At 70.4% G+C, this 21906-nt stretch carries 21 protein-coding genes; 18 read left to right on the top strand and 3 right to left on the bottom strand.

Annotated features, from left to right (window positions below; genetic code table 11):
* Positions 1 to 975 precede the first annotated feature (975 nt).
* The 18 genes from K1T34_RS47770 to K1T34_RS47685 all read left to right on the top strand — a co-directional run bounded on the left by K1T34_RS47770 (position 976) and on the right by K1T34_RS47685 (position 18501).
* Positions 976 to 1680, top strand: a complete 705-nt coding sequence (locus K1T34_RS47770) for a hypothetical protein (protein WP_255638086.1) — start codon at positions 976 to 978, stop codon at positions 1678 to 1680.
* Positions 1680 to 2603, top strand: coding sequence for a carbon monoxide dehydrogenase maturation protein (locus tag K1T34_RS47765; RefSeq protein ID WP_220241404.1), 924 nt, complete (start codon positions 1680 to 1682; stop codon positions 2601 to 2603). The genes K1T34_RS47770 and K1T34_RS47765 overlap by 1 nt, the downstream gene beginning before the upstream one ends.
* Entirely contained in the window at positions 2600 to 3970 is a 1371-nt protein-coding gene (locus K1T34_RS47760; protein WP_220241403.1) for a CpaF family protein, read from the top strand. The genes K1T34_RS47765 and K1T34_RS47760 overlap by 4 nt, the downstream gene beginning before the upstream one ends.
* The gene (locus K1T34_RS47755) at positions 3967 to 4878 is read left to right on the top strand and encodes a type II secretion system F family protein (RefSeq protein WP_220241402.1); all 912 of its coding nucleotides are present in this window, start codon (positions 3967 to 3969) and stop codon (positions 4876 to 4878) included. Before K1T34_RS47760 ends, K1T34_RS47755 begins: the two co-directional genes overlap by 4 nt.
* On the top strand, positions 4875 to 5765 hold the full coding sequence (locus tag K1T34_RS47750; RefSeq protein ID WP_220241401.1) for a type II secretion system F family protein: 891 nt from the start codon (positions 4875 to 4877) through the stop codon (positions 5763 to 5765). The genes K1T34_RS47755 and K1T34_RS47750 overlap by 4 nt, the downstream gene beginning before the upstream one ends.
* Positions 5766 to 5821: 56 nt before the next feature.
* A complete protein-coding gene (locus tag K1T34_RS47745) occupies positions 5822 to 6016 on the top strand; it encodes a hypothetical protein (protein ID WP_220241400.1) in 195 nt (64 codons plus the stop codon).
* Between the two features lie 17 nt (positions 6017 to 6033).
* Positions 6034 to 6444 (top strand): TadE/TadG family type IV pilus assembly protein, encoded by a 411-nt coding sequence (locus tag K1T34_RS47740; protein ID WP_220241399.1) that lies wholly within the window; start codon positions 6034 to 6036, stop codon positions 6442 to 6444.
* A 51-nt stretch (positions 6445 to 6495) separates the two neighbouring features.
* A complete protein-coding gene (locus tag K1T34_RS47735; RefSeq protein WP_220241398.1) occupies positions 6496 to 7443 on the top strand; it encodes a hypothetical protein in 948 nt (315 codons plus the stop codon).
* 59 nt (positions 7444 to 7502) lie between these two features.
* On the top strand, positions 7503 to 7904 hold the full coding sequence (locus K1T34_RS47730) for a TadE/TadG family type IV pilus assembly protein (RefSeq protein WP_360587546.1): 402 nt from the start codon (positions 7503 to 7505) through the stop codon (positions 7902 to 7904).
* Positions 7901 to 8347, top strand: coding sequence for a pilus assembly protein TadG-related protein (locus K1T34_RS47725; RefSeq protein ID WP_220241396.1), 447 nt, complete (start codon positions 7901 to 7903; stop codon positions 8345 to 8347). Before K1T34_RS47730 ends, K1T34_RS47725 begins: the two co-directional genes overlap by 4 nt.
* Before the next feature lie 41 nt (positions 8348 to 8388).
* Positions 8389 to 8769 carry a hypothetical protein gene (locus K1T34_RS54185; protein ID WP_255638085.1) on the top strand — a complete coding sequence of 127 codons (381 nt, stop codon included), beginning with the start codon at positions 8389 to 8391 and terminating at the stop codon, positions 8767 to 8769.
* Between the two features lie 53 nt (positions 8770 to 8822).
* The gene (locus K1T34_RS47715) at positions 8823 to 11678 is read left to right on the top strand and encodes a BTAD domain-containing putative transcriptional regulator (RefSeq protein ID WP_255638084.1); all 2856 of its coding nucleotides are present in this window, start codon (positions 8823 to 8825) and stop codon (positions 11676 to 11678) included.
* 1157 nt (positions 11679 to 12835) lie between these two features.
* On the top strand, positions 12836 to 14092 hold the full coding sequence (locus tag K1T34_RS47710; protein ID WP_220241394.1) for an AAA family ATPase: 1257 nt from the start codon (positions 12836 to 12838) through the stop codon (positions 14090 to 14092).
* Positions 14093 to 14137: 45 nt separating this feature from the next.
* Complete coding sequence (locus K1T34_RS47705; protein ID WP_220241393.1) at positions 14138 to 15895, top strand: VWA domain-containing protein; 1758 nt, start codon at positions 14138 to 14140, stop codon at positions 15893 to 15895.
* Positions 15896 to 16049: 154 nt separating this feature from the next.
* Complete coding sequence (locus K1T34_RS47700; RefSeq protein ID WP_255638083.1) at positions 16050 to 16319, top strand: hypothetical protein; 270 nt, start codon at positions 16050 to 16052, stop codon at positions 16317 to 16319.
* 104 nt (positions 16320 to 16423) lie between these two features.
* On the top strand, positions 16424 to 17335 hold the full coding sequence (locus K1T34_RS47695; protein WP_220241392.1) for a hypothetical protein: 912 nt from the start codon (positions 16424 to 16426) through the stop codon (positions 17333 to 17335).
* A gap of 36 nt (positions 17336 to 17371) precedes the next feature.
* On the top strand, positions 17372 to 17533 hold the full coding sequence (locus K1T34_RS47690; protein ID WP_220241391.1) for a hypothetical protein: 162 nt from the start codon (positions 17372 to 17374) through the stop codon (positions 17531 to 17533).
* Positions 17534 to 18063: 530 nt separating this feature from the next.
* On the top strand, positions 18064 to 18501 hold the full coding sequence (locus K1T34_RS47685) for a DUF4262 domain-containing protein (RefSeq protein WP_255638082.1): 438 nt from the start codon (positions 18064 to 18066) through the stop codon (positions 18499 to 18501).
* Positions 18502 to 18696: 195 nt separating this feature from the next.
* Here K1T34_RS47685 and K1T34_RS47680 read toward each other — a convergent pair whose 3' ends face one another.
* From K1T34_RS47680 to K1T34_RS47670, 3 genes are all read right to left on the bottom strand, one after another.
* A complete protein-coding gene (locus K1T34_RS47680) occupies positions 18697 to 19533 on the bottom strand; it encodes a hypothetical protein (protein WP_220241389.1) in 837 nt (278 codons plus the stop codon).
* Between the two features lie 212 nt (positions 19534 to 19745).
* Positions 19746 to 20720: a C40 family peptidase gene (locus tag K1T34_RS47675; RefSeq protein WP_220241388.1), complete on the bottom strand. Its 975-nt coding sequence runs from the start codon at positions 20718 to 20720 to the stop codon at positions 19746 to 19748.
* Positions 20721 to 20786: 66 nt separating this feature from the next.
* Positions 20787 to 21878, bottom strand: a complete 1092-nt coding sequence (locus tag K1T34_RS47670; RefSeq protein WP_220241387.1) for a replication-relaxation family protein — start codon at positions 21876 to 21878, stop codon at positions 20787 to 20789.
* Positions 21879 to 21906 lie beyond the last annotated feature (28 nt).

Here is a 21906-nt window from a genome sequence, read left to right as displayed (position 1 = left end):
ACGCGGGTTGTGCACTCGGTGCAGGGCAAGGCGGACGCGATGTTTCTCCAGCGCCGGGGCCAGGTGCACCGAGGTCGCCGCATGAACCCGAAGGACCAGCGCTTTCGGCACCGCCAGGCGACACCAAGGTCGGGCAAGACGATCGCGCGCGGTGCTCGTACGTGCGCAGCGACTATCAACTTCCGTCGGGCGTGAAGACCGCTAGCTACAGCTCGGGCGCGGGCGGCGTGAGTCTTGTGTCGTTGCGCTCGGCTGAACAGGGCCACGTGGTATCAGCGCAGGCCGAGAACGGGGGCGGCGCGTGGTACGTCTATCGCTGCTCGGGCACTGGGGCACGGGACGCGTTGTTCCGCGCGCCAGTGTGGATTCCGGATGGGCAAGCCCCAGGTGCGGCGCCGGTGCCGTCGCCGGAGGAGCTGGCGGCGCAGGCGCGGGCGCAGCTGCGGTTGCCGAGTCCGCTGATCGCATCGAGTCCGGCGGGGACGCAGTTGGTGCGGTTGCCAACGTGGTTGTGGCTCGATCGGGATGGGTGGTTGTCGAGGACGGCGACTGCGGCGGTGCCGGCGGTCTCGGTGACCGCGACAGCGACGCCGGTGTCGGTGGTGTGGTCGATGGGCGACGGCAGCACGGTGACGTGCACCGGGCCGGGCACGCCATTCACTAGTAGAGGTGATCCGAGGGCGGCGTCGCCGGACTGCGGTCACACGTACCAGCGGTCCTCGGCGGGAGCTCCGGGGGAACAATTTCGGGTGACTGCCACGGTTTCGTGGCGGATCGCGTGGGCCGGTGCGGGGGCGTCGGGGACATTCCCGGACCTGACGACCAGCGCGTCGGCGGCGTTGCGAGTCGCTGAAGCTCAAGCGCTGGGAACCGGCTAGGGCCGGAGAGTTCTCAATCGAATAGTCGTTCTTTTCCCCTCCTGACTGCGTTTTCGCGAATTCGTGGTGCAGGTGATCTATGCCTGGAGGTTGCATCATGACCAGCACGGATACCCCCACCCGGGGGCGCTCGTCGTCGAACGAGCTCCGAACGGTGTCGTGGCTTGACTCGTCGGGATCGCGCCGAGTTCCGGCGGCTCGACGCGGCCGGCGGCGACTGCCGCACCTGGTGGCCGGGGTGCTGCTGGTCGTGGTGTGCGTCGGCGGGTCGCTGTGGTGGGCCGGCAACAACGCCCACCGCGAGCCAGTGCTGGCTGTGGCGCGTCCGGTGGCGCTGGGGCACGTGCTGGTGCCGACGGACTTGCGTAGCGTCGACGTCTCGCCCGCGGCGGGGGTCATGGTCATCCCCGCGGGTCAGGCGTCCAGCGTCGTGGGTCGCCCGATGGCAACCAGCCTCGGCTCCGGCGCGCTGCTGACTCCGGACGCCGTCGGCGCTGCGGCGATTCCTGTGGGGCGTGCTGTGGTGGCGGTTGGGCTGGAGCCGGGCCAGTTCCCGCCGGAGCTCGCGGCTGGTGCCGCGGTCGCGGTGGTCGTCACGGCGGCCGGAACGCCAGGCGCCGGGGACCAGGCAACGGCGCCGGGCACATCGTGGTTGGCGACCATTCTCGGTGTCGCGCCTGCGGGCGCGGATTCGAGCTGCGTGGTGTCGCTTGAGCTCGACACTGCGAGCGCGGCGCAGCTGGCGCAGGCCTCGGCCGCGCAGTTGGCGTTGGTGCTTCAGCCTGCGGGTGGTGGTCGCTGATGCTGATCGCGTTGTGTTCGGTGAAGGGTTCGCCCGGCGTGACCACGCTGGCCATGGGCTTGGCCGCGCGGTGGCCGCACCCAGAGGCCACCTGCCGGCTGGTTGCTGAGGTCGACCCGTCCGGTGGCGACCTCGCGCTGCGGTTCGGGCTGCCGACCGCGCCGGGGTTGGTGAGCTTGGCGGCGGTCGTGCGTCGCGTGCAGGACCCGGCGGCGGTGTGGGAGCACACCCAGCCCCTGCCGGCCGGACCGCGGGTGCTGGTCGCCCCGCCCGGCGGGCCGCATGCGCGCGCTGCGTTGCACACGATGGTCACCGCGCACACCGGCCCGGTGCTGCACGTGCTCGCGCGGGTTCCGGGCGTGGTGGTGCTGGCCGATTGCGGCCGGGTTGACCGCGGCTCGCCGGCCGAGGCGATCGCCCGTCGGGCAGACGCCCTGATTCTGATGTGCCGGACTCGTGTCGAGGACCTCGCTCATGCCGCGGCGCGGCTGCCGGAACTGGCCGGCTGGACGGCGCGGCCCGGGCTGTTGCTGACCGGCCAGGGCTACGCGACCGCGGAGGTTGAGCGCGAGCTTGGCGTGTCGGCGATCGGGCGTATCCCGGATGACCCGGTCGGTGCCGCCGCGTTCAGCGGCCGGCGAACTTCCCGCGTCCGCCGACGCGGCTCCGGTGGGTTCGAGCAGTCGGTCACCGCGCTTGCCCGTGTTTTGGCTGCGACGGCGGCGCCACGGTCGCCGGCCGTCGCGGCGGTGGGCGTGCCGGGGGTGCCGGCGCAGCAGGTCCGTCTGCCCGGCGGGGAGGTGGTTCAGCTGCGTGAACCGCCGCTGGACCGACTCCGCCCGGTGCCGACGCCGCCAGCCTGGCCAACCACGCTGGAGAACAACGGTCATCACCTTCGGCTTGTCGGAACGGATCCGGCATGACCGCCATCGACCCGGCCCGCGTCAGCGCACAGCCAGCTGAGAGCGGCGCCGAGCAGCGCCTGCGGACACGACTGCGGACCGCACTGACCGCGAACCTCCCAGCGCGCATCGAGGGCGAGACTGCCAACGGCGCCCCGGTGAGCTCGGCGCGGCGGCGGGAGATCGGCCGCGAGGTGCTCGAGGCTGAAATGGTCGCGCACAGCGAAGCCGAGCTGCTCGCCGGCCGCGCGCTACCGACTGCCGCGACCGAGCAGGGTCTGGTCGAGCAGGTGTTGGATGAGGTGTTCGGCCTGGGCGGGTTGCAGCCGTTGCTGGCCGATCCGACGGTCGAGACCATCGTGGTCAACCGCTTCGACCGGGTGTTTCTCCAGCACACCGACGGCCGCCGTACCCAGGCCTCACCGGTTGCAGGATCGAATGAGGAGTTCACCGAGCAGATCCGCACGCTCGCGGCGCGCGCGTCCTCGGAGGAGCGGCGCTTCGACCGTGGCTCGCCCGCGCTGAACCTGCAGTTGCCCGGCGGGGAACGCCTCTTCGCTGTGCTGGGTCTGACGGCGGCCGGAGTGACGGCATGCACGATCCGCCGGCACGGCTACCTGACCACGTCGCTGGCGCAGCTGCGCCGCCGCGGCACAATCGACGCCGGGCTGGAGCGGTTCTTACGCGCGTTGGTGCGGGCGCGGAAGAACGTGCTGATCACCGGCGGCACGAGCGCGGGCAAGACCACTCTGCTGCGTGCGCTGGGCTCGGAGATGGACCCGGCGGAGCGGATCGTCACCATCGAGGACGCCTTCGAACTCGGGCTGGACCGCGATCCCCGATTGCACGCCGACGTCATCGCGCTGCAGGCCCGGGAGGCGAACGTCGAGGGCGAGGGCGCGATCGATCAGGCCGAGCTGGTCCGCTGGGGCCTGCGCATGAGCCCGGACCGCGTGATCGTCGGCGAGATCCGGGGGCCCGAGGTCATCCCGATGTGCAACGCGATGTCCCAAGGCAACGACGGCTCCATGGCCACGTTGCACGCGTCCAGCTCGAAGATCGCCTTCACCCGGCTGGCCTCCTACGCCGCCCAGGGCCCGGAACGACTGTCGCTGGAGGCGACCGCACTGCTGGTGGCGAGCGCGGTGCATTTCGTGGTCCACCTCGACCGCGCCGCCGACCGCACCACCCGGGTGATCGCCTCGATCCGCGAGGTCATCGACGCCGACGGCCCGGCGGTGATCTCCAACGAGATCTACCGCCGCGGACCCGACCGCCGCGCCGTGCCCGTGGCGGGCGCGCTGCGCGCCGACACGCTCGATGACCTCGTCGCCGCCGGCTTCGACCCGGCCCTGCTCACCCAGCCTGAGGGGTGGTGGACGTCATGACGATCAACCCCACCACCGTCATCGCCGCAGGTCTCGGTGCGGGCGCCGCCGGCGGCGTGCTGCTCATCCTCTCCGTCCCACGTCGTGACACGCCCACGAGCCTCAAGGTCGGCCGTATCCGGGCGCTCGCACGCCGGTTGCGGGATCGACGGGTGTTGCTGCGCCTGGCCGTGGCGCTGGGCGCGGGCATCGTGGCCGCAGCCGTGACCGGCTGGATGGTCGGCGTGGTGCTGGCCGCGGCGGCGGTCTGGTTCCTCCCTCGGCTCGTCGGCCCCGACCGCGTGCTCGCGCGCCGGATGGCGCGGATCGAGGCGATCGCCGGGTGGACGGAGATGCTGCGCGACGTCCTGTCCGCCGCCGCGGGGCTCGAGCAAGCCATCCTCGAAACCGCCCGCCTCGCCCCGCCCCCGATCCGCCCCGAGATCACCAGCCTCGCCGCCAGGTTGTCCAGCGGGCAGCGTCTGGCGCCGGCACTGCGGCAGCTGGCCGGGGAACTGGACCATCCGATGGCCGACCTCGTCCTCGCCGCCCTGGTGCTGGCCGCCGAGCGGCAGGCCCACCAGCTCACCGACCTGCTCAGCTCGCTCGCGACCACCGCGCGCGAGCAGGCGGCGACGTGGATGCGGATCGAGTCCGGCCGCGCCCGCATCCGCACCTCGGTCCGCGTGGTCGTCGCCACCACGCTGGTCTTCGCCGGCGGCGTCGTGGTGTTCGACCGCGCCTACCTCGACGTCTACAACACGGCCGGCGGCCAGCTTGTCCTCCTGCTCATCGGCGCCGTGTTCGCGACCGGGTTCGCCTGGCTCACGCAAATCGCCACCAGCACGGGCCAGAATCGCCCGCTCACCCTGGAAACACCGATCCCGAGCGTGGCCGAGGAACGGCCGGACGGGGGTGACCGCCGATGATTCCCGCGCTCCTGCTCGGCGTCGGCACAGGTGGCGGTTTCTGGCTGCTGCTGGCCTGGGTCCTGCCGCCCCACCCTGCGTTGGGCGAACGTCTCGCCGCGCTCGCACCACCATCCGCGGAGCCGATCACGACGACCCGTGACGCTGCGTGGGTCCGACGGTGGGGTCGGTTGGTCGTGCCGGCGCTGCGCGCCCTGGGCCTGCCCGGCGCTGCGATCGAGACCGACCTGCGGATCGTCGGCCGCGGCGCCGACACCCACCTCGCCGTCAAAGGCCTCCTCGCCCTCGCCGGGCTCCTGGCGCCGGGGCTGCTGCAGGCCCTGCTCGCCGCGGCCGGGACGGCGCTGAGCACCGAGGTGTCGCTGGCGGGAGGGATCGTCCTGGCCGCGCTGGGCTTCCTCCTGCCCGACCTCGATGTCCGGGCGAGGGCGGCTCGCAGCCGGCGCGAGTTTCGTGCTGCGCTCTCGGCGTTCCTCGACCTGGTGTGGATCACCCTCGCCGGCGGCGCCGGTGTCGAGGCTGCGTTGATCGACGCCGTCACCGTCGGCCACGGACCTGCGTTCGGCAAGGTCCGCCACGCCCTGCATGCCGCCCAGCTCACCCGCACCACCCCCTGGGCCGGCCTGCGCCAGCTCGGCGAAGAACTCGACATCACCGAGCTGGCCGAGCTCGCCGCCTCGCTCGCGCTGGCCGGCACCGAAGGCGCCCGTATCCGCGCGTCGCTCGCCGCGAAAGCGCGGGCCCTGCGCACCCACCAGCTCACCGACTCCGAAGCCGAGGCCCAAGCCGCCACCGAACGCATGGCCCTGCCCGTGGCTCTGCTGTTCCTCGGTTTCTTGACCTTCATTGCCTACCCAGCAGTACTCCAAGTCCTCAATGGACTCTAGCTGTGACGGCGCCATCTTGTTGGGACAAAAGGCATCGCGACAACGAAGGAAGTTTGATGTGGAGCCACATGCACACCCTGTGGACAGTCCTCTGCGCACGCATCACGGTGTTGCGGGCCGAGCCGGAGCGCGGGGAGATCACCACCACCGTCATCGTCACCGCATTGCTGGCCCTCGCCGCGATCGCCATTGTCGCGATCATCGTGGCCAAGCTGACCGCGAAAGCGAATTCGATCGACCTTGGCAGCTGACCGCGTCACCGCCCACGGTGACTGCGCGCCTCGAGCGCGCGCTGCGGGGTGACCGCGGCGAGGTCACCGCCGAGCTGGTCATCGTCATCCCGGTGCTGTTCCTGGCTCTGATGGCGATCATCCAGTTCGCGCTGTGGTCCCACGCCACTCACGTCGCCCAGGCCGCCACTGCCCAAGCCCTCGCCGCCGCGCGCACCCAGGATGGCACCGCCGACACCGGGCGCACGGCCGGGCAACAACTGCTCGACGACCTCGCCCACGGACCGCTGCAGAACCCGCAGCTGACCGTGTCCCGCGGACCGACGGCTGTGTCGGTCGTCGTCCAGGGCGAGGCCGCCGCGGTCGTGCCCGGCCTGCACCTGCACGTCCACGCCGAAGCCGCCGGCGTGGTCGAACGCTTCGTCCCCGACATCCCGGGAGCCCACTGACTCTTCACGCCGCAGCCACACAAGCGGCACGGCACGCGAACGGAAGATGCCATGACCACACGAATCACCACCACGCCGGTGCGCACCGGAACCTTCCAGGACGGACCCGATACGCTGCTGCTCAACCCGCAGACACCACGTCGCCGATGGCACCGTGAACGCCTTCGTGCCTTGTTGCTGCCGCAGACCCTCCTCATCGGACTTGTCGGAGCTGCCGCGCCGGACGTGATCCATGCGCCGCCCGGATGGGCCGAGGTCATCGCGAACTTGAGCGTGCTCACCGCTGTGGGTGCCGGGGTCGTCCTGGCCGTCGGGGTCGGCCGGTTCCTGCGCATGCCCACCGACCACCGCCATCCGCCGGCCCGGCCGTGCCGTCTTGACCGCGTCCGCGGCGAATTCTTCTTCCGCAGCAGGGACTTCGCCGACCTCGGCCCCGACAGCCACCTGCTCGTGCGGAATCTGATCGCCGGCGTGGACGAGTTGCACCGCACCACGGCGCGCGTCTGGCTCGACCCGCAGCTCTGCGCCGAGGTGCATCACCTCGTGTGGCAGACCCTGGCCTGCTTGGACCGCATCCGCGCTGCCCGCAGCCTCGCCGCCGAACTCACCGCCGAGCCCGACACCGACACCGGCGCGCTCGTCGCCGCGGCACGCGAGGCCGTCGCCGTCATCGATGACGGCCTGGACCAGGTGGCCCGTCACCTGCACGGCTGCCTGGTGCTGACCCGCGCGTGGGAGGCCAAAGCCCGGTCCGCCGAGCTGACCACGCGCACCGACCAGGCTCTCGCTGAACTGCCCGGAAGCCACCTTCTGCACCAGCTGGCCGAGGTCGCCGAAGAACTCCCGCAACGCGTGTTCGCCTACATCACCGCCGCCCGCGACGTCACCGGCGCCGGCAGCTTTCCGTGGGAGCGGCCGCGCTCCACCTGGCCACACGCCGGCGGCGTCACCTCTCGGCGCGCCACCGGAGGTGCGGATGACAACGGGGGATCACCATGAGCCGCCTGGTCCCTGCCGTCTGGCGGCTGCGGCGGTGGTGGGCCGATGAGCAGGGGTCGGTGACCGTCGAGACGGTGATCTTGGCCCCGTTCTTGGTGATGCTGCTGGTGTTCGTCGCCGTGGTGGTTCACCGAGGGGTTGACGCGCGGCTGCGGCTGGACGACGCCGCCCACCAGGCCGCCCGCGCCGCCACCTTGCAACGCACCATCGCGGCCGCCACCACCGCGGCGGCCGACACCGCCAGCCACGCACTCGCCGAGGCGGGGATCGTGTGCCGCGAAATCACCACATCCCTGACTGGCACCCTCGCCCCGGCTAGCAGCGTCACGGCTACCGTGCGCTGCAGTGTCGACTTTGGCCAAGCCGCGCTCCTCGGCGTCCCCTCCACGAGGACGCTTATCTCCACCGCCAGCGAAGTCGTCGACACCTTCCGCTCCCAATCCACCGGAGCCACACCATGACCCGCCAGTCCGAGGGCGGATGGGGTTGCTGGTGGCGCGCCGAACGCGGCCAGGTGACCGTCCTGGTGGTCGTCCTGCTTGTCGCGCTGCTCGCCCTGGCCGGCCTGAGCTTGGACGGCGGCCTCGCGCTGGCCGGCAAGGTCCGCGCCGGCGGGCAAGCCGAGTCCGCCGCCCGCGCCGGCGCCCAAGCCCTCGACCTCACCGCCTACCGCACCACCGGTCAGGTCCGCCTCGACCCTGCCCGTGCGCACCAGCTCGCCCAGGCCTACCTCGCCGGCGTCGGCGCCACCGGGAGCGTCGAGGTCGGCGACGACACCGTGACCGTTGAGGTCACCGCCACCTACCGAACTCAGCTGATGTCGTTAGTCGGCGTGCGCGACATCCGCACGCACGGCCGCGGCACCGCCCACCCCCAACGCGGCGTGACCGCCATCGAGCCCTGACCTACACCACGAGTAGTCCACTGAACGAAGGGAGAACCGGCATGGTCACCTCCGAACAGGAGATCGCCCGTCGCATCGAGGAGACCGACTCCGCGCGCAGCGCCCGTCGGGCCGAGGCAGCCAACATGATCGGCGAGCTGGCCCGCCGCCACAGCGACCTCGCCGGCCAGCTCGCCGAGCTCGAACGAGAGCTCGGCGCCACCCTCACCTCAGCCGCGGACGTGATCGACGTTGCCGAGCTGGCCCAGATCACCGACATCCCCGCAGCCGACCTCGCCCGGTGGCACGGCCAGGCCGCCAAGCCCGTCCGCGGCCGCAAACGCAAGCGCACCGACCCGAAGACGAACGGCCTGCCAACCGCCGCACAGCCGCCGCAGCTCAGCTCAGCGGATCCTGTTGCCGCAGGCGCGGAACCCAGCTGATGCTCGCTCCTGGTCACCGTGCCGCGAGCACCGTCCGGTTCTTGGGTTGGACGGTGCGCGGCCTGCTTGCGACCGCATTGCTCGTGGCTCTACTGGCGGGGCTTCCGCTGGTGCTGATCTACGGCGTCGGGTGGCCGTTGCCCGATCACGTGCCGAGCCTCGACGAGCTCGAAGCGCTGCTGCGGACACCGATGTCGAGCACCTTCCTGCTCAACGCGCTCGCCTGCGTGGCGTGGCTGCTGTGGACGGTGTTCATCCTCGACGTCGCCGCGTGCGCGGTGGACGTGGTGCGTGGCGCGCGCCGGCCGCAGGACAGCGGGCCCGTGCGCCGCGTCGCTGCCGCGCTGGTCGGCACCCTGCTGGTCGCGCTGCTCGGCCGCACGGCCAACGCGGCACCCGCCAGCACACCCTCGCCCGGACATCTTCAGAGCTACGCCACGTCCGCCGCTGCGGCGGTCGACCGCGCCACCGCTGCAGACACCGAGGCAACACGGCCGGCGCAACCCGCGGGTCCTGGTGCTGAACGCGTGCGCGAGCCGGGCAACGGGGTCCACGACTCGCTGTGGCGCGTCGCGCAGCGCTGCCTCGGTGACGGCGACCGATGGCCGGAGATCTGGGCGCTCAACCGCGGCAGCACACAACCCGACGGACGAATTCTGCGCAACCCCAACCTGCTCCACCCGGGTGACCTTCTTCGCCTGCCCGCCGCCGAGCCGACCCCCAGCCCGGTCGCTCCTGCTCAACCCGCCGCTCCGCACCACCTCGCACCGACCCTCCCGAGCCCGGAGACGGGGCCATCCCCGCAGGCCGTCGCGCCGCCCGCCTCGGACGCCGCGCCGGGCCCGGAGATCGCGCGCACCGAGCACAGCGGGGGAGCGGTGACCTGGGGCGAGGGCGAGGTGTTCATCGGGCTCGGGCTGGCGACCGCAGTGAGTGCGCTGCTGCTGCTCGCCCGCCGGCGGCGCCACGCGCGCTACCAGCCCGGCAGCGGTCACCGCGGCGACGACCTTCCGGCCGCTCCGATCGTCTACCGGCTGCGCCAGGCCCACCTGCGCGCCCAGCGCGACAACGACCTCGAGGTCACCGACCCAGCGGACCCCGGCGACGACGACATTGATCCTGCCCTGGACACACGTCCCCCGGCTGAGCCGCACTGTGGCGACAACGAGTCCGTCGCCGGATCGGAGCTGACGGGGGGCCAGGGGAGCGGCGCCGCGCAGGTGCTCACGACCGGAGCTCGACGGGTGGTCGGCGCGAGCGCAGGAGCCGGCCCGACGAGAGTGCCCTCGGCAGTCGACCTTGCCGTCGCCGCATCTGGCGCGCGAACGAGCGGCGAGACGGGGGCTGCCGGATTCGGCGGCGGAATGCAGATCGCGCTCGACCTGGCCCAGGTGCACGGGCTCGGACTCGTCGGGCCCGGCGCCTATGCCGCGGCCCGAGCGTTGCTGCTCACTCTCCTCACCGCGCCGGCGCCCGCCGGGGACGCCGCGCCGGAGGTTCTGCTCCCCGCCGCCGACCTGACTCGCGTGGCTGGCCTGCCGATACCCGCCACGAGCCTGCCCCGGGCTATCACCGTCACGACCGACCTCGAGGCGGCTCTGACCCGGCTCGACACCGACCCCGCCGAGCTACACCGGCCCCGCATGCTGATCGCGACACCGCCGCAGGAGGCGAGCCGCCAAGCGCGCCTGCAGCAGCTGCTGGACAATCACGGCACCGCCGGAATGACCGCCGTGCTGCTGGGCCAGTGGCGCCCCGGCGTGACCGCCTACGTCACCGCCGCGGGCATCATCTCCGCCACCGATCCCGGCCCGGGCGAGTCGCTGCGCGGCACCCGAGCCTTCACCCTGCCCGACACAGCCGCCCGCGACCTGCTTTCCTTCCTGCACGCGGTCCAGCGCCGCACCGCCACCGAACCGGCCGACCCTCCCCCGAACACCAGCCCGCGCGCGCCCGCAGCACCGGCCATGACACCCGAACCCGCCGAAGCTTCCAATGGTCTGGAAACCACCGCCGGCTCGCACGACTCCCACTCGCCGACCAGCCCCGCGTCGCCTTCGTCTCCCGTGCCCCCGACCATCCCCGACGCGACGGTGTCCGACGCCTCGATCGAGCTGACCGTGTTCGGGGCCCCGACGTTGCGCTGGCGGACCGGCACCGAGCACCCCGAGGCGACCACCGACCTCACCAGCGCCCTCTCCGCGCGGCTGCTGGAGTTGGTCGTGTTCCTCGCGGTGCACCCCGCCGGCGTCGCTCGCGACGCGATCGTCGACGCCCTCTGGCCTGACGACCCACCTCGCAACCCGGCCAGCGTCCTGCGCACCGTGCTCTCCCGCATCCGCCGGGCGCTGGCGACCGCCACGGACGGCGCCATCGGCAACCTGGTGCTGATCGAGCACGGGCGCTACAGGCTCGACCCCGACCTCGTGAAGGTCGACTACTGGCGCTTCGCCACCGCCGTCACTCGCCGCCGCACCGCGACCGCACCAGTCGACCGCACCCACTCCTGCGAGATGGTCGTCGCCGGCTACGGTGGCACGCTGGCCGACGGGCTCGACAGTGAATGGCTCGTCTCCGCCCGCGAAGCCACCCGTCGCGACGCACTTGACGCCGTCGCCGCACTCGCGCGCGCTCGCGTCGCGGACGACCCCGACTACACCCTTGACCTGCTCGAGACGGCGCGTGCATTCGACCCCCACAATGAACTGCTCTACCGCGACATCATGCGCCTGCAACACACACTCGGTCGCCACGACGCCATCTCCCGCACCCTCAGCCTGCTCGAGACCCGGCTGACCGAAGTGGACACAGCACCGACCGCGGACACCATCGATCTCGCACGCCGGCTGCGCGACCACGCCCAGGGACTCCCGCTCACGGATACGACCGAACCGCCCCACTGTGCCTGAACGGGCAGGACACTCCCTTCCGTCTCTTGCCGAGAAGTATCCGGCTGAACTCGACCGACTCGATTGAGGCATTTTCGAGAAACACCAAAATGCCTCGATATCGTCCCGCTGTTCGCGGCGAGACGATGCTAGCGTCAATACGCGAGCGTCCGTCGACCGTGAAGAAAAAGAAAACTGTGGCACCATCTCCATTCGATTTTCGCCGTCGACGACGACGTTCCCCATTTCTCTGTGCACGTCAGGGACTCGTCCTCATCAATGTGTCACGTCGGGCTCGCTGCGTATCGCGCCCCGACGCTGTGCCATTCGCCCTAGGTCGAACTCGCTCCCGTGGCCAGCCCTCGCAGGCAAATTCGGCCGACCCGCCGCCCCGAGGACCAGGCGCCAACGCGGGTTCCGGCACCCCTACCGGCCCGGTACCCGCTCCAGCGACCGCCTAAGGCGGATCCACCCATCCGCGACGTTTCTGCAGGTCACCGTGCACGATCGGGGATCCAACGGTGTCCCAGACTCGCCTGACACCAAGCAGGAGAACACATCTGACCCCGGCGTCGCCGCAGCAGGGGGGTGGCGGTCGCTCGGTGGTCATCACCACGGCACTCAAATCACCTTCCCTGACTCCTCCTCATGGCGTCATATTCCTATTTCAAACAATTGTTTCTATGTATTCCTGTTCGAGGCCGGCCCGCCCGCGTCGAGCGAAGCTGATCCATCCTGACCTGCGTAAACAGAATGGAAATCGATATCCACATTCGAAAAAATCCCCCGAATTGGTCGCGGAAAACTGTTGTGCACCGCCCGGGGTCGAGTTACGTTTGATGTGTCACCGGGCCGGAAAACAAATAGCCACCGCCTCTGAATCGGGCTGCGCGACAGGTCATCCCGAAAACGCATCACGGAACGGGGAAACCATGTGCTACTCCGACACCATCACCAACCCCGACGGGACTGCCACCGCGTTTTGTAGCTGCTTTTGGCTGCAGGACCACGCCAAGACGCCGAAGCGGGCACGGACGGCGATCATCGGGCGGCTTAGGAACTTCCCCTTCCTTCCCGACCGCGACGCGTGAACGTTCGCACCGGCCCGCTCACACGATGCAACACCAATGACCCGACCCGCCACCGCACACCGGACACGGCCGAAAGGAACGCACAGGATGACCACGCCCACGCCGCCCGCTTCATCATCCGTCACCGCGCCCGCTGCACCGGCGGGCAGCGCAACAACCCGACTGCGCAACGGTGAATTGCGCGCCATGGTCGCCAAAGTCCTGGCCGACAACGCACACACCGAACTGAAACCGCGTGAGATCGCGAACGTCCTGCGCCGGTCATCCGGGGCGGTTGGCAACGCGTGCAAGGCACTCGCGGACCGGGGGGAAGCTGCGATCGCCGCCGCCACGCCGCTGATGTACCGGGCGACCGCAACCACGGCGGCCGTCGCCGCGTCTGTGATCGCCCCGGGGTCGCCCCGCGCACCCCACGCGTCCCGTAAATCCCGCGCGACACCGTCACGGCCGCCGACGGGCGCGCCGGGTGCCGCAGCAGCGACCGCGCCCGGATCGACTGGCACGGGCGTCACCACCACCAGCGCGGCGCACCTGGTGACCGGTCCCGTTATGCGCCCCAACGGCATGGACTACCACCCCCGGTTACTGTCCGGCGTGCCGGACGTGACCGCGTTGCGGCGGTTGCGGGACGCCAGCGTTGCGGCGCTGCTGTACGGGCCGCCGGGCACGGGCAAGACGTCGGTGGTGGAAGCGGCGTTTCCCGACTGCATCACGGTTCAGGGGGACGGCGACACCGTGGTAGCCGACTTCGTCGGCGACTACACCAAAACCCCAGACGGTGACTTCGTGTTCGTGCACGGCCCGTTGGTCCGCGCGATGCGCGACGGGGCGCCGCTATTCATTGACGACGCGACTCTGATCCCGCCGACCGTGCTGGCCGTGGTCTACCCCGCGATGGACGGACGTCGTCAGATCGTGATCAAGGCCAACGGCGGCGAGGTCGTCGACGCCACGCCCGGGTTCTATGTCGTCGCCGGTCACAACCCCGGCGTACATGGGGCGGTGCTCACCGATGCCCTGGCGTCCCGGTTCTCCGTGCAGGTTCAGGTGTCCAGCGACTACGACCTCGCCGACCAGCTGGGCGTGGACAAAAAAGCGGTGCGCGTAGCCCGCAACCTCGCCACCCGGCAGGAACGGGGCGAGGTCGGGTGGGCGCCACAACTACGCGAACTGTTGGCGTTCAAGAAGATCGCCGCCGTGCTGGGCGCGGACGCCGCCGCCGGGAACTTCGTCGGCATCGCACCCGAAGAGGACCGCGCCACCGTCGCCGCCGTCGTGCGTGATGCCTTCGGCCGCACCGTCGAGCCCCTTGCCCTCGGCGCACGCATTACCACCAAACCCTGACACCCCACCAAATCGACCCACAACCGCCGCGAAAGGACCTCAGACGTGACCACCCACATCACCATCGACCCGACCGCCACCGGACCCGCCGTGTTCCCCGCGCGGCCGGAATGGCTGACCCTGTCCGTGGCGCTGGCCGACGAAGTCCCGATCATCGCCGACCGCGACGACCTGCTGGTCAGCGTCGCTCCCGGCGCGGGCGGCGGCGCCCCGGCCTGCTTCTACCCCGCCCGCGCACTGATCGAGGTCGACGGCAACCACCTCGGCGTGGACCCCGCGACCATCGACCCCGCCAACCTGTCCGATCGTGCCAGCTACGCCCCGGCGTGGGGCGCCCTGACCCACGAATGCGGCCACGCCAAACACACCGCGTGGGAACCCCCGCACGACGCACCGCCCGCCGTGGTCGCCGCTGCGATGCTGCTGGAAGAGCCCCGCATGGAGGCCGCGCACGTGCGGCGCCGACCCGATGACCGGCACTGGTTGCGGGCGTGTGTGAAGGGCATCGTCGCCGCCGACTTACACCTGTTCGCCGACCCCGCCACCGCCCCGCAGCTGACTCCTGCGGACGCCGCACACACCGCCGCATTGCTACTGGGCCGCGCGGACGGTGGCGTGCTCACCCGCGCAGAGGTCGCCCAGGTCGCCAGCGTCGTCGAGGACGTCCTCGGGGCGGAGGTACTGGACAAGCTGCGGGCGGTGTGGCGGGAAGCGCTGTGCACCGCCGACGACGACGCCACGACCATGCTCGACCTCGGCCGCCGATGGTGCGAGATCCTCGGCACCGACCCCAACACGCCCGCCGAACCGGGCACGCCCCCCGACCCCTCCGGCACCCCCGATCCCGATGGACCCACGGCCGACCCTTCGCCTCTGGCCGACGCGATCGCCTCCGTCCTCAACGAAGTCGCCGCGAACGTTGCGCAGGAAAAGGCACCCGAGGACCCCGCCGCCGTCGCCGCCGCCGAGAGGGCAGCCGAGGACGCCGCAGAGCGGACCGCACGGAAGTCCGCGCGGCTGGTCTTCGCCGCCGGAGGCCCCCGCCGAGGAGGCACGAAAACGGCGGGAACCCGGCCGCCCGAACAGGACGAGCGCACCGCCGCACGAGTCTTGGCCCGGGCGCTGGACACCGCCGGAATCCGGGAACGCGTCGCGACGAAGTCCACTTCGGAGGTACCCCCGGGACGGTTGCGGATGCGCGGGGTGCGCGCCGCCGAAGCCCAGCGCGCCGCCGGGGCCGTCGTGACCGCCGAACCGTTCACCCGCGTCACCCGGACCCCCGTCATAGTGCCGCCGTTGCGGGTCGGGATCGCGTGCGACGTGTCCGGATCAATGGGATGGGCGCGAGCACACGTGGCCTCAGCGGCGTGGATTCTGGCCAATGCCGCCCGCCACACCAGGGTGCCCACACAGACCGCCAGCGTGATCTTCGGACGCCACGTCCGCCCGCTGACCCACCCCGGCAGGCCGCCCGCCGAGGTCACCGAGTTCTACTCCAACGACAACTGGGAGGACATCCCCGTGGCGCTGGACGCCCTCGACGGCGCCCTCGGCCTGTCCCGCCCCGGCGCGGCACGGCTGGTGGTCATCGTGTCCGACGGCGAATACCGGCATGAACCCCGCCGCAAGGGCCAGAAGAAGCTCGACCGGCTCCGAGAGTCCGGCTGCGCCGCGCTGTGGCTGACCACCAGCGCCAACGACAAACCGCTCAGCGGGGCGACCGTCCACGTACTGACTGACCACACGACGACCGCCCGTGCCATCGGGCACGCCGCCACCGCCGCCCTGCGCGCCGCCCGCTGACCGCACGGGGTCCGGGGCGGGACCACCGCACCAGACCCCGTGCGCACCGACCAACGACGTCGGCCGGGCGCGCCGCCTGGTGGCGATTCGATGGCCTCGGCCGGCGAGTCCATTTGCGGATTTTACTTCGACGACAAATGCAAAAGGAGCAGTGATGACGAACTACGACGGTGAGGTCGACATGGTGGCACGCACGTCCACCGAGAACGGCTGCCAGGTGACCACGATTATTGCCGATCGCGCCGACGCGCACGGGTCCTCTATCGCACGGTCACCCGTGAGGGCGCCTTCGTCGACAGTTACTGCTGCGTCGAGCGAATCCGCCAGACCGATTGGCGCATCGTCGCCGCCGACGGCAACCACGTCTGCATCGACGGCGTACCCGTACGCCCGCGAGACGAGGGCTCCGCCGTCGTCGTGCTGACCATGATCCTTACGGCACCCGTGCACGAAATCGCCCAACGCTTGCGGGACGCGACTCGGACCCCGCGCTGACCAACCACCCGCCTGCCCTCGAACGGAAACCTCGTGATCGACACAGCCGAGAACAACAGTCAACCCGCGCTCAAACGCGGCACCGACTCCCGCGAACGAGCCGGGTTCTTCAACGGACGCGGCCCCACGGCCAGTGCGGTCCGCGCCGTGATCGCCGCCGAAGGCTTCAACCCGCCGCCCGACCCGTCGACTCTCGTCGTGTTGCCCGCCGGGCGACGCATGCTCGAAGCATCGACGGTCGAGGAGTTCAACGAGGCCGTCGACACCCTTGTCCCCGTCTGGGCGGCGGCGGGGCTGGGCGGGGCGCCGGAGCACGCCGACCCCGACGCCCTGCGGGCGCTCACCGACGTCGCGCCCCGGGGTGACGACCGGTGCGACCTCCGATTGCACTGGCACGGGTACACGTTCGACGAAGGGCGCGTCCTCTACCACGCCCCCGATCGGTACGGCGTCACGAACGGCGGACTCTGGCACATCGTCACCGTCTCCGCGGAACGCCGGCCTCGCGTCAGCCTTTCGCCCGTGGACCGCGTATACGGCTCGCTCTACGCCGACACCGCTGCCCTCGACCTACAGGCGCTGGCCGTGTGGATCGTCAACGACGCGACGCGCCTGAGTCGCACACCGACGTCAGCGGTCTGGGCCCAAGCCCGATACGCCGCCGTCGCCAACACCGCCAGGGACGAGATCTGCCTCTACATCTACAACCTCGACAACGAAGCCGACAACAGCCCCAACCCCGCCCCGCGCGACCTCCAGGCATACGAGGAGATCCTCGCGGCGGCCGCCGCGCTCGACTGGACCAACCCTCACGACCGCGACGACCGCCGTTTCCGGCTGCTTCCCCGCGTCGTCGCCCCCGACCTCGTCGCTGACCTGCTGCTGGAAGGGCGCGGCCCCGGAACCGTGACCACCGTGGCCGAAACACACGCGTTCTGGGACTGACCCTCCACACACTCACCGATACCAGGAGGAAGACGAATGTTCTTCGACGAAACTTGGACGCCAGGCGTGTCCATCGGCGAACGCCGCTCCGACGACCCGGCGGCCTGCGATTCGTTCGGCGCCTTCGCGCACCGAATCCACCGTGACTTGCTCGCCGCCCGCAGCAATGGACGCATCCCCGAGCACGTCGAGGTGTGACAACCATGGAAGCCGAATTTCAAGCAGTTTTACATGGTGGACGTCCGTCGGGACGGACTCTAACGAGCCGCAGCACAAGGCCGTTCGTCGCGAGCTCGTCCCGGTCCGTGCGCAACATTGCTGACCTGCAACCCTCGGATGGCTTGGATTGGGCGCGGTTCCCCTGGGGGCTCGCGGGAGCGGTGTTTTTCGTCGACGGTGATGGACAACTGATCGATTACCTGGCACAGCATGAGGCGTAAGTCCCGACGGAGTCGTTGCCGTGCCGAGACCGCCACAGCGGAAGCGGCGCCGCGCGACCGGAAACACCGCCTCGTTTGGGCACTGCTGGCTATGGCGCTGCCCGGACCCTGGACCCCCGTTGTCATCGTCGCATACCTGCTACGTCGCGCCGAACGCGACGATGAACCGCACGAACGCCGCGCAGGTCCGGACGAGACAGCCGCGACGAACACTGAAGGCCCAGCACTGTCGATTGCAGACAAAGAGAGGAAGAGCGACCGATGTGTGCACGTCAAGAAGGATCGGATTTGTCGAGGTACATCGAGAAGGTACGCGCGAGGGTCGATGACTACGGGTGGTGCATTCAGCATGTACTGACGACAGGTTCTCGCCCGTCCTGGACGTACACGATCGGACTGACGGCTTGGCAGCTGCCCGAGCTGGTGGTGGCCGGACTGTCGCCCCTACAAGGACAGACGCTGCTGGCGACGACGGCCGAGAGGGTGGTGAGTGACGGGCCTCTGCAGCCCGGCGAGTACATCAGCGTGCGTGGCGTGGCGGAGGTGGAGGTCGTTGCCCTCGCGGAGCCGTCGGTTCATCTGAACGTCGCGGTGGCGATCTACGGCCCCACAGTCCGTGCGATGCAACTGGTGTATGCCGACGCGGCCGGGCGGTTCCCATGGTCTCCGGAGTATCAGAACGGCCACGGAGGACAACCGGTCCTGGGTCGCCGGACCGTTGAGTGAGAAGGCCTCGCGCACCGCCTGGCTCCGCGACGGTGGGTGCGAACGGCTGACACGCCGTTCGCACCCACCGTCGTTGTAACTGCCACATCGCCTTCTGCGTAACCCGTTCCGCTGTGGTGATGCCACGCGTCGGCACGAAAGAACGGGGTATAGCCGCCACATCGTGTGGCGGCCCTACCCTGTTCTTTCGTCTTGTCAGGCCGTTTTGTCGTCGTCGGCGACGATGGCGGGTTGCGTGACGTCGGTCTTGCCCGGGTTGATCGTGAAGCGTTTCGGCGCCTCGCACGTTTTGAATGCGTATCCGTCGGCGGCGAGCTTTTCGAGGGCGTTGTTCACGGCGCCGCCCGAGTGGCCAAGCTCTTTGCCGATTTTGGCGGGTCCGAAGTCCTGGCCAGGGCGATCAGTCAGGTATTGCTGGACCAGCGCCCGCAGGGCGCCCTTGGGCAGGCGGCCGTTGGTAGTCGGACCGTCGCCCGTCGAATCTGCGGGCGCATTGCCAGCCGGGTATACGGCCGTGGTGCTGCCATCGGCCGGGCCGCCCGATGATTCGACGGGCAATGGTGTGGTGCTGTCACTGTCGGTGGAAGGGAGCGGACTGCTGACGGGAATGCCGTCGCCGGGGGACGATACGGCCGTCACGGGTGGCGCGTGGTCGTCTGCTTCGACGGGCCCGTCGTCGGTCTCGGTTGCGGAGCTGGCGTCGGATTTATCGATGGGCCCGACGGCGGGTTCGGGGCTTGCCGTGGGCGCGATTTTCCAGGTGCCGGGAGAGTTTTTGTCGCCGCCGGAGGTGCGCAGAGCGCGGCCCTCGTGGTCCCAGCGTGCCAGGATCTTCCCCGCTGTGGAGCGGCCGACCTGTGCCGCCTTCGCCAATGTGGCTGAGGTGGAGTCGGGGTTGGCGATCAGGGCCGCCAACACTTTGCTTTCTGCGTTCGACATGTTGTCTTGGCCGGATTGCGGCACGGCACGAAGGTGGCGCCCAGTGGTCGCGACCGAGGCTGTGCCGTGGGTGGCGTGATTGTTGGGGGACATGGCGAACTCCATGTAGGTGTCGGATGTGATGACGATTCGTGGCCCGGCTTGGGGTCTTGCCCGACGGGCGCTTCGGCGGCCACGTTCACTATGGACGCTCCGTGCGTGGCTGTATGTCAAGCGATTCGTCCAAACAAGACGTCTGTCTCGTGTGGACGCGCGGACGGCGTAGTGCGATGAACCATGCAAAGTGTTGTGTAGTAATGCGGCATTCACCGGGCGGGCCGCGTCGCGCCGAGGTAGTCGTCTCCGGAGTGCCGGTAGGGCTGGATCTGCACGACCTGGCCTTCGTCGGGTGCATCGATCATCGTCGAGCCGCCGAGGTAGAGGCCGACGTGATGGACGTGGGCAACGGTGCCGTAGAAAACGAGGTCGCCGGGGAGCAGCGGCGTTGTCGCCGGCAGTTGAGGCCCGGTGCGGTATTGGGCGTCGGCGGTGCGAGGCAGGGTGATGCGGGCGGCACGGTAGGCGGCTGTGGTGAGCCCGGAGCAGTCGAATCCGTGGTCTTGGGGCCCGTTGCCGCCCCACAGATATGGCAGGCCGCGCTGCCCACAGGCGTAGTTGATCGCGGCCAGCGCCGCCGGGTTGGGCGCCTGGATTGCGTCGCAGCTGCGGCCGGAGGAGCCGCCGGTGGGTGCGGGTTGGCACCGGACGCCGACGAGGGCGACCACGATCGCGCGGGCGCGCTGCTCGTGTTTGGCGTAGGTACCTGGGAATCCGGAGTGTTGGACGGCTTGGGCGGCGTCGGTGACGCTCATCTGCTGCCATCCGGGTGTGGTGGCGAGGCGCTGGTAGAACGCGGCGGCGGCGTAGGCGGGTGTGGTGATCTGGGCGGGGGTTCCCCAGCCCTGGGACGGTCGTTGCTGGAACAGCCCCAGTGAGTCGCGGTCGCCGTAGATGAGGTTGCGCAGCCCGGATTCTTGGAGGGCGGTGGCGACGGCGATGATCCATCCTTGTGGCGGCACGCCCTGTTTCTTGCCGACTGCCACGATGACGGCGGCGTTCGTCAGCTGCTCGGCGGTGAGGTCCGGCACGGTGCCGGTCGGCGATCCGTCGGGCGTGCATTCCGATGATGCGGAGGGTGTGGTGTCACTCGCGGCCTGGAGGACCGCGCCGGCGCCGCTACCGAACAGCGTGGCGAGGATAACGAAGAGAGCGCCCAGCCCTGCGGGGATCTTGTCTGCCATGCGGGTCCTCCGTTCGCGGCGACGCCGCAGGTGCGAGCCACGGCGGCGCGGGCCGCGTCGTGGGTTTCAGGCCTCGTGGCGGGTGAGGTGGTTCGGTGTGGCCGCCGGCGGCATTGGAAGCGGAGCGGGAAGTCGGTACGGCGTGGCCACGGCTGCCTCGCGTGGCTCGGCGCGGTCCTCGTCGCCGGGCTCGGCAGGCGGGGCGAGGCCGGGCCAGACCCGGGTGAGCTCGTCCAGGCCGTATCGGGGGCCGCCCCGCTCGGACCGTTCCGCGGTGAGGGGCAGCCACACTGCATCAGCAGGGCTGCGGAGCATGGAGGCGGGGTTGAGCAATGCGGCGGCCGCGGTGGCGACTGGGACGAGGTGGCGGCTGTCGAGGCCGGCGTGGACGCGGGCGAGGGCGGTGCGGGCCCCGGCTTCGCGGCGTGTGGTGGGCAGCCATACGAGCACGGGGGTGGCGATGCCGGTGGCCTCGGCGAGGCGGCTGTATCCGGCCAGTTTGCGGCCGAGTTTGGGGAGGGATTCGGTGCCGGTGTCGTACTCGAGGAACCACTCGAGCTCGGCCACGGGCTTGACACCGTGGTGGGTGCCGGCGCGCCAGCGTCCGTAGCTGTCGGGGATTACGAGGTCGCCGAAGTGGCGTGCGCAGCGGGCTTCGGACCACCAGGCGAGGGCGGTTTCGGTGGTGTGGGCGTGGCGGGCGTGGGCGATGAGGGAGGTGAAGAAGTCGTTGACGCCGATGGTGTGGGCGAGGCGCTGGTTGTGGGCGATGGCCATGGCCCGGTCGTGGCGGTAACCGAGATCGCGAACCTCGAGGCCGTGTTCGGCGGCGAGGACGGCGGCGCCCGCTGGGCCGAGCACGTAGTGCATCGGGGCGGAGCCGAGCTGTTGGAAAGGTTGGAACCGCGAGATCGCGCGCCAGAGGTAAAGCTCGCGCAGCCGTTTCCGCGTCGCGCGGCCGGAGGGGAAGGCGGCGTTCTGGATCTGGTGGCTGGTGAGCACGCGGTGTTCGTGCAGCAGGGCCAGCAGCCATTTGTCGCGGTGGGTGAGGCGGGCGGCGAGCATGGCTTGGTGTTCGATGGATCCGGCGCTGCGGCTGCTCGGGCGCCCGGGCAAGTGGGCGCGCAGGGTGTGCTGTCGGGTCGTGGTGGTGATCACGAGCGCCTCCCGGGGCTGTCGGTGGTCC

Source organism: Amycolatopsis sp. DSM 110486 (assembly GCF_019468465.1).
Classification (GTDB): Bacteria; Actinomycetota; Actinomycetes; order Mycobacteriales; family Pseudonocardiaceae; genus Amycolatopsis.
The sequence above is the reverse complement of the archived record's forward strand: the minus strand, read 5'-3'. Positions and strand labels throughout refer to the sequence as shown.

Excerpts from the sequence above, each read along its gene's own strand:
- K1T34_RS47765 (WP_220241404.1), top strand. The coding sequence starts at position 1,680 with ATGCTGATCGCGTTGTGTTCGGTGAAGGGTTCGCCCGGCGTGACCACG.
- K1T34_RS47675 (WP_220241388.1), bottom strand. The coding sequence starts at position 20,720 with ATGGCAGACAAGATCCCCGCAGGGCTGGGCGCTCTCTTCGTTATCCTC.
- K1T34_RS47680 (WP_220241389.1), bottom strand. The coding sequence starts at position 19,533 with ATGTCCCCCAACAATCACGCCACCCACGGCACAGCCTCGGTCGCGACC.
- K1T34_RS47745 (WP_220241400.1), top strand. The coding sequence starts at position 5,822 with ATGTGGAGCCACATGCACACCCTGTGGACAGTCCTCTGCGCACGCATC.
- K1T34_RS47755 (WP_220241402.1), top strand. The coding sequence starts at position 3,967 with ATGACGATCAACCCCACCACCGTCATCGCCGCAGGTCTCGGTGCGGGC.
- K1T34_RS47725 (WP_220241396.1), top strand. The coding sequence starts at position 7,901 with ATGACCCGCCAGTCCGAGGGCGGATGGGGTTGCTGGTGGCGCGCCGAA.
- K1T34_RS47700 (WP_255638083.1), top strand. The coding sequence starts at position 16,050 with ATGACGAACTACGACGGTGAGGTCGACATGGTGGCACGCACGTCCACC.
- K1T34_RS47760 (WP_220241403.1), top strand. The coding sequence starts at position 2,600 with ATGACCGCCATCGACCCGGCCCGCGTCAGCGCACAGCCAGCTGAGAGC.
- K1T34_RS47735 (WP_220241398.1), top strand. The coding sequence starts at position 6,496 with ATGACCACACGAATCACCACCACGCCGGTGCGCACCGGAACCTTCCAG.
- K1T34_RS47770 (WP_255638086.1), top strand. The coding sequence starts at position 976 with ATGACCAGCACGGATACCCCCACCCGGGGGCGCTCGTCGTCGAACGAG.
- K1T34_RS54185 (WP_255638085.1), top strand. The coding sequence starts at position 8,389 with ATGGTCACCTCCGAACAGGAGATCGCCCGTCGCATCGAGGAGACCGAC.
- K1T34_RS47750 (WP_220241401.1), top strand. The coding sequence starts at position 4,875 with ATGATTCCCGCGCTCCTGCTCGGCGTCGGCACAGGTGGCGGTTTCTGG.
- K1T34_RS47710 (WP_220241394.1), top strand. The coding sequence starts at position 12,836 with ATGACCACGCCCACGCCGCCCGCTTCATCATCCGTCACCGCGCCCGCT.
- K1T34_RS47690 (WP_220241391.1), top strand. The coding sequence starts at position 17,372 with ATGTTCTTCGACGAAACTTGGACGCCAGGCGTGTCCATCGGCGAACGC.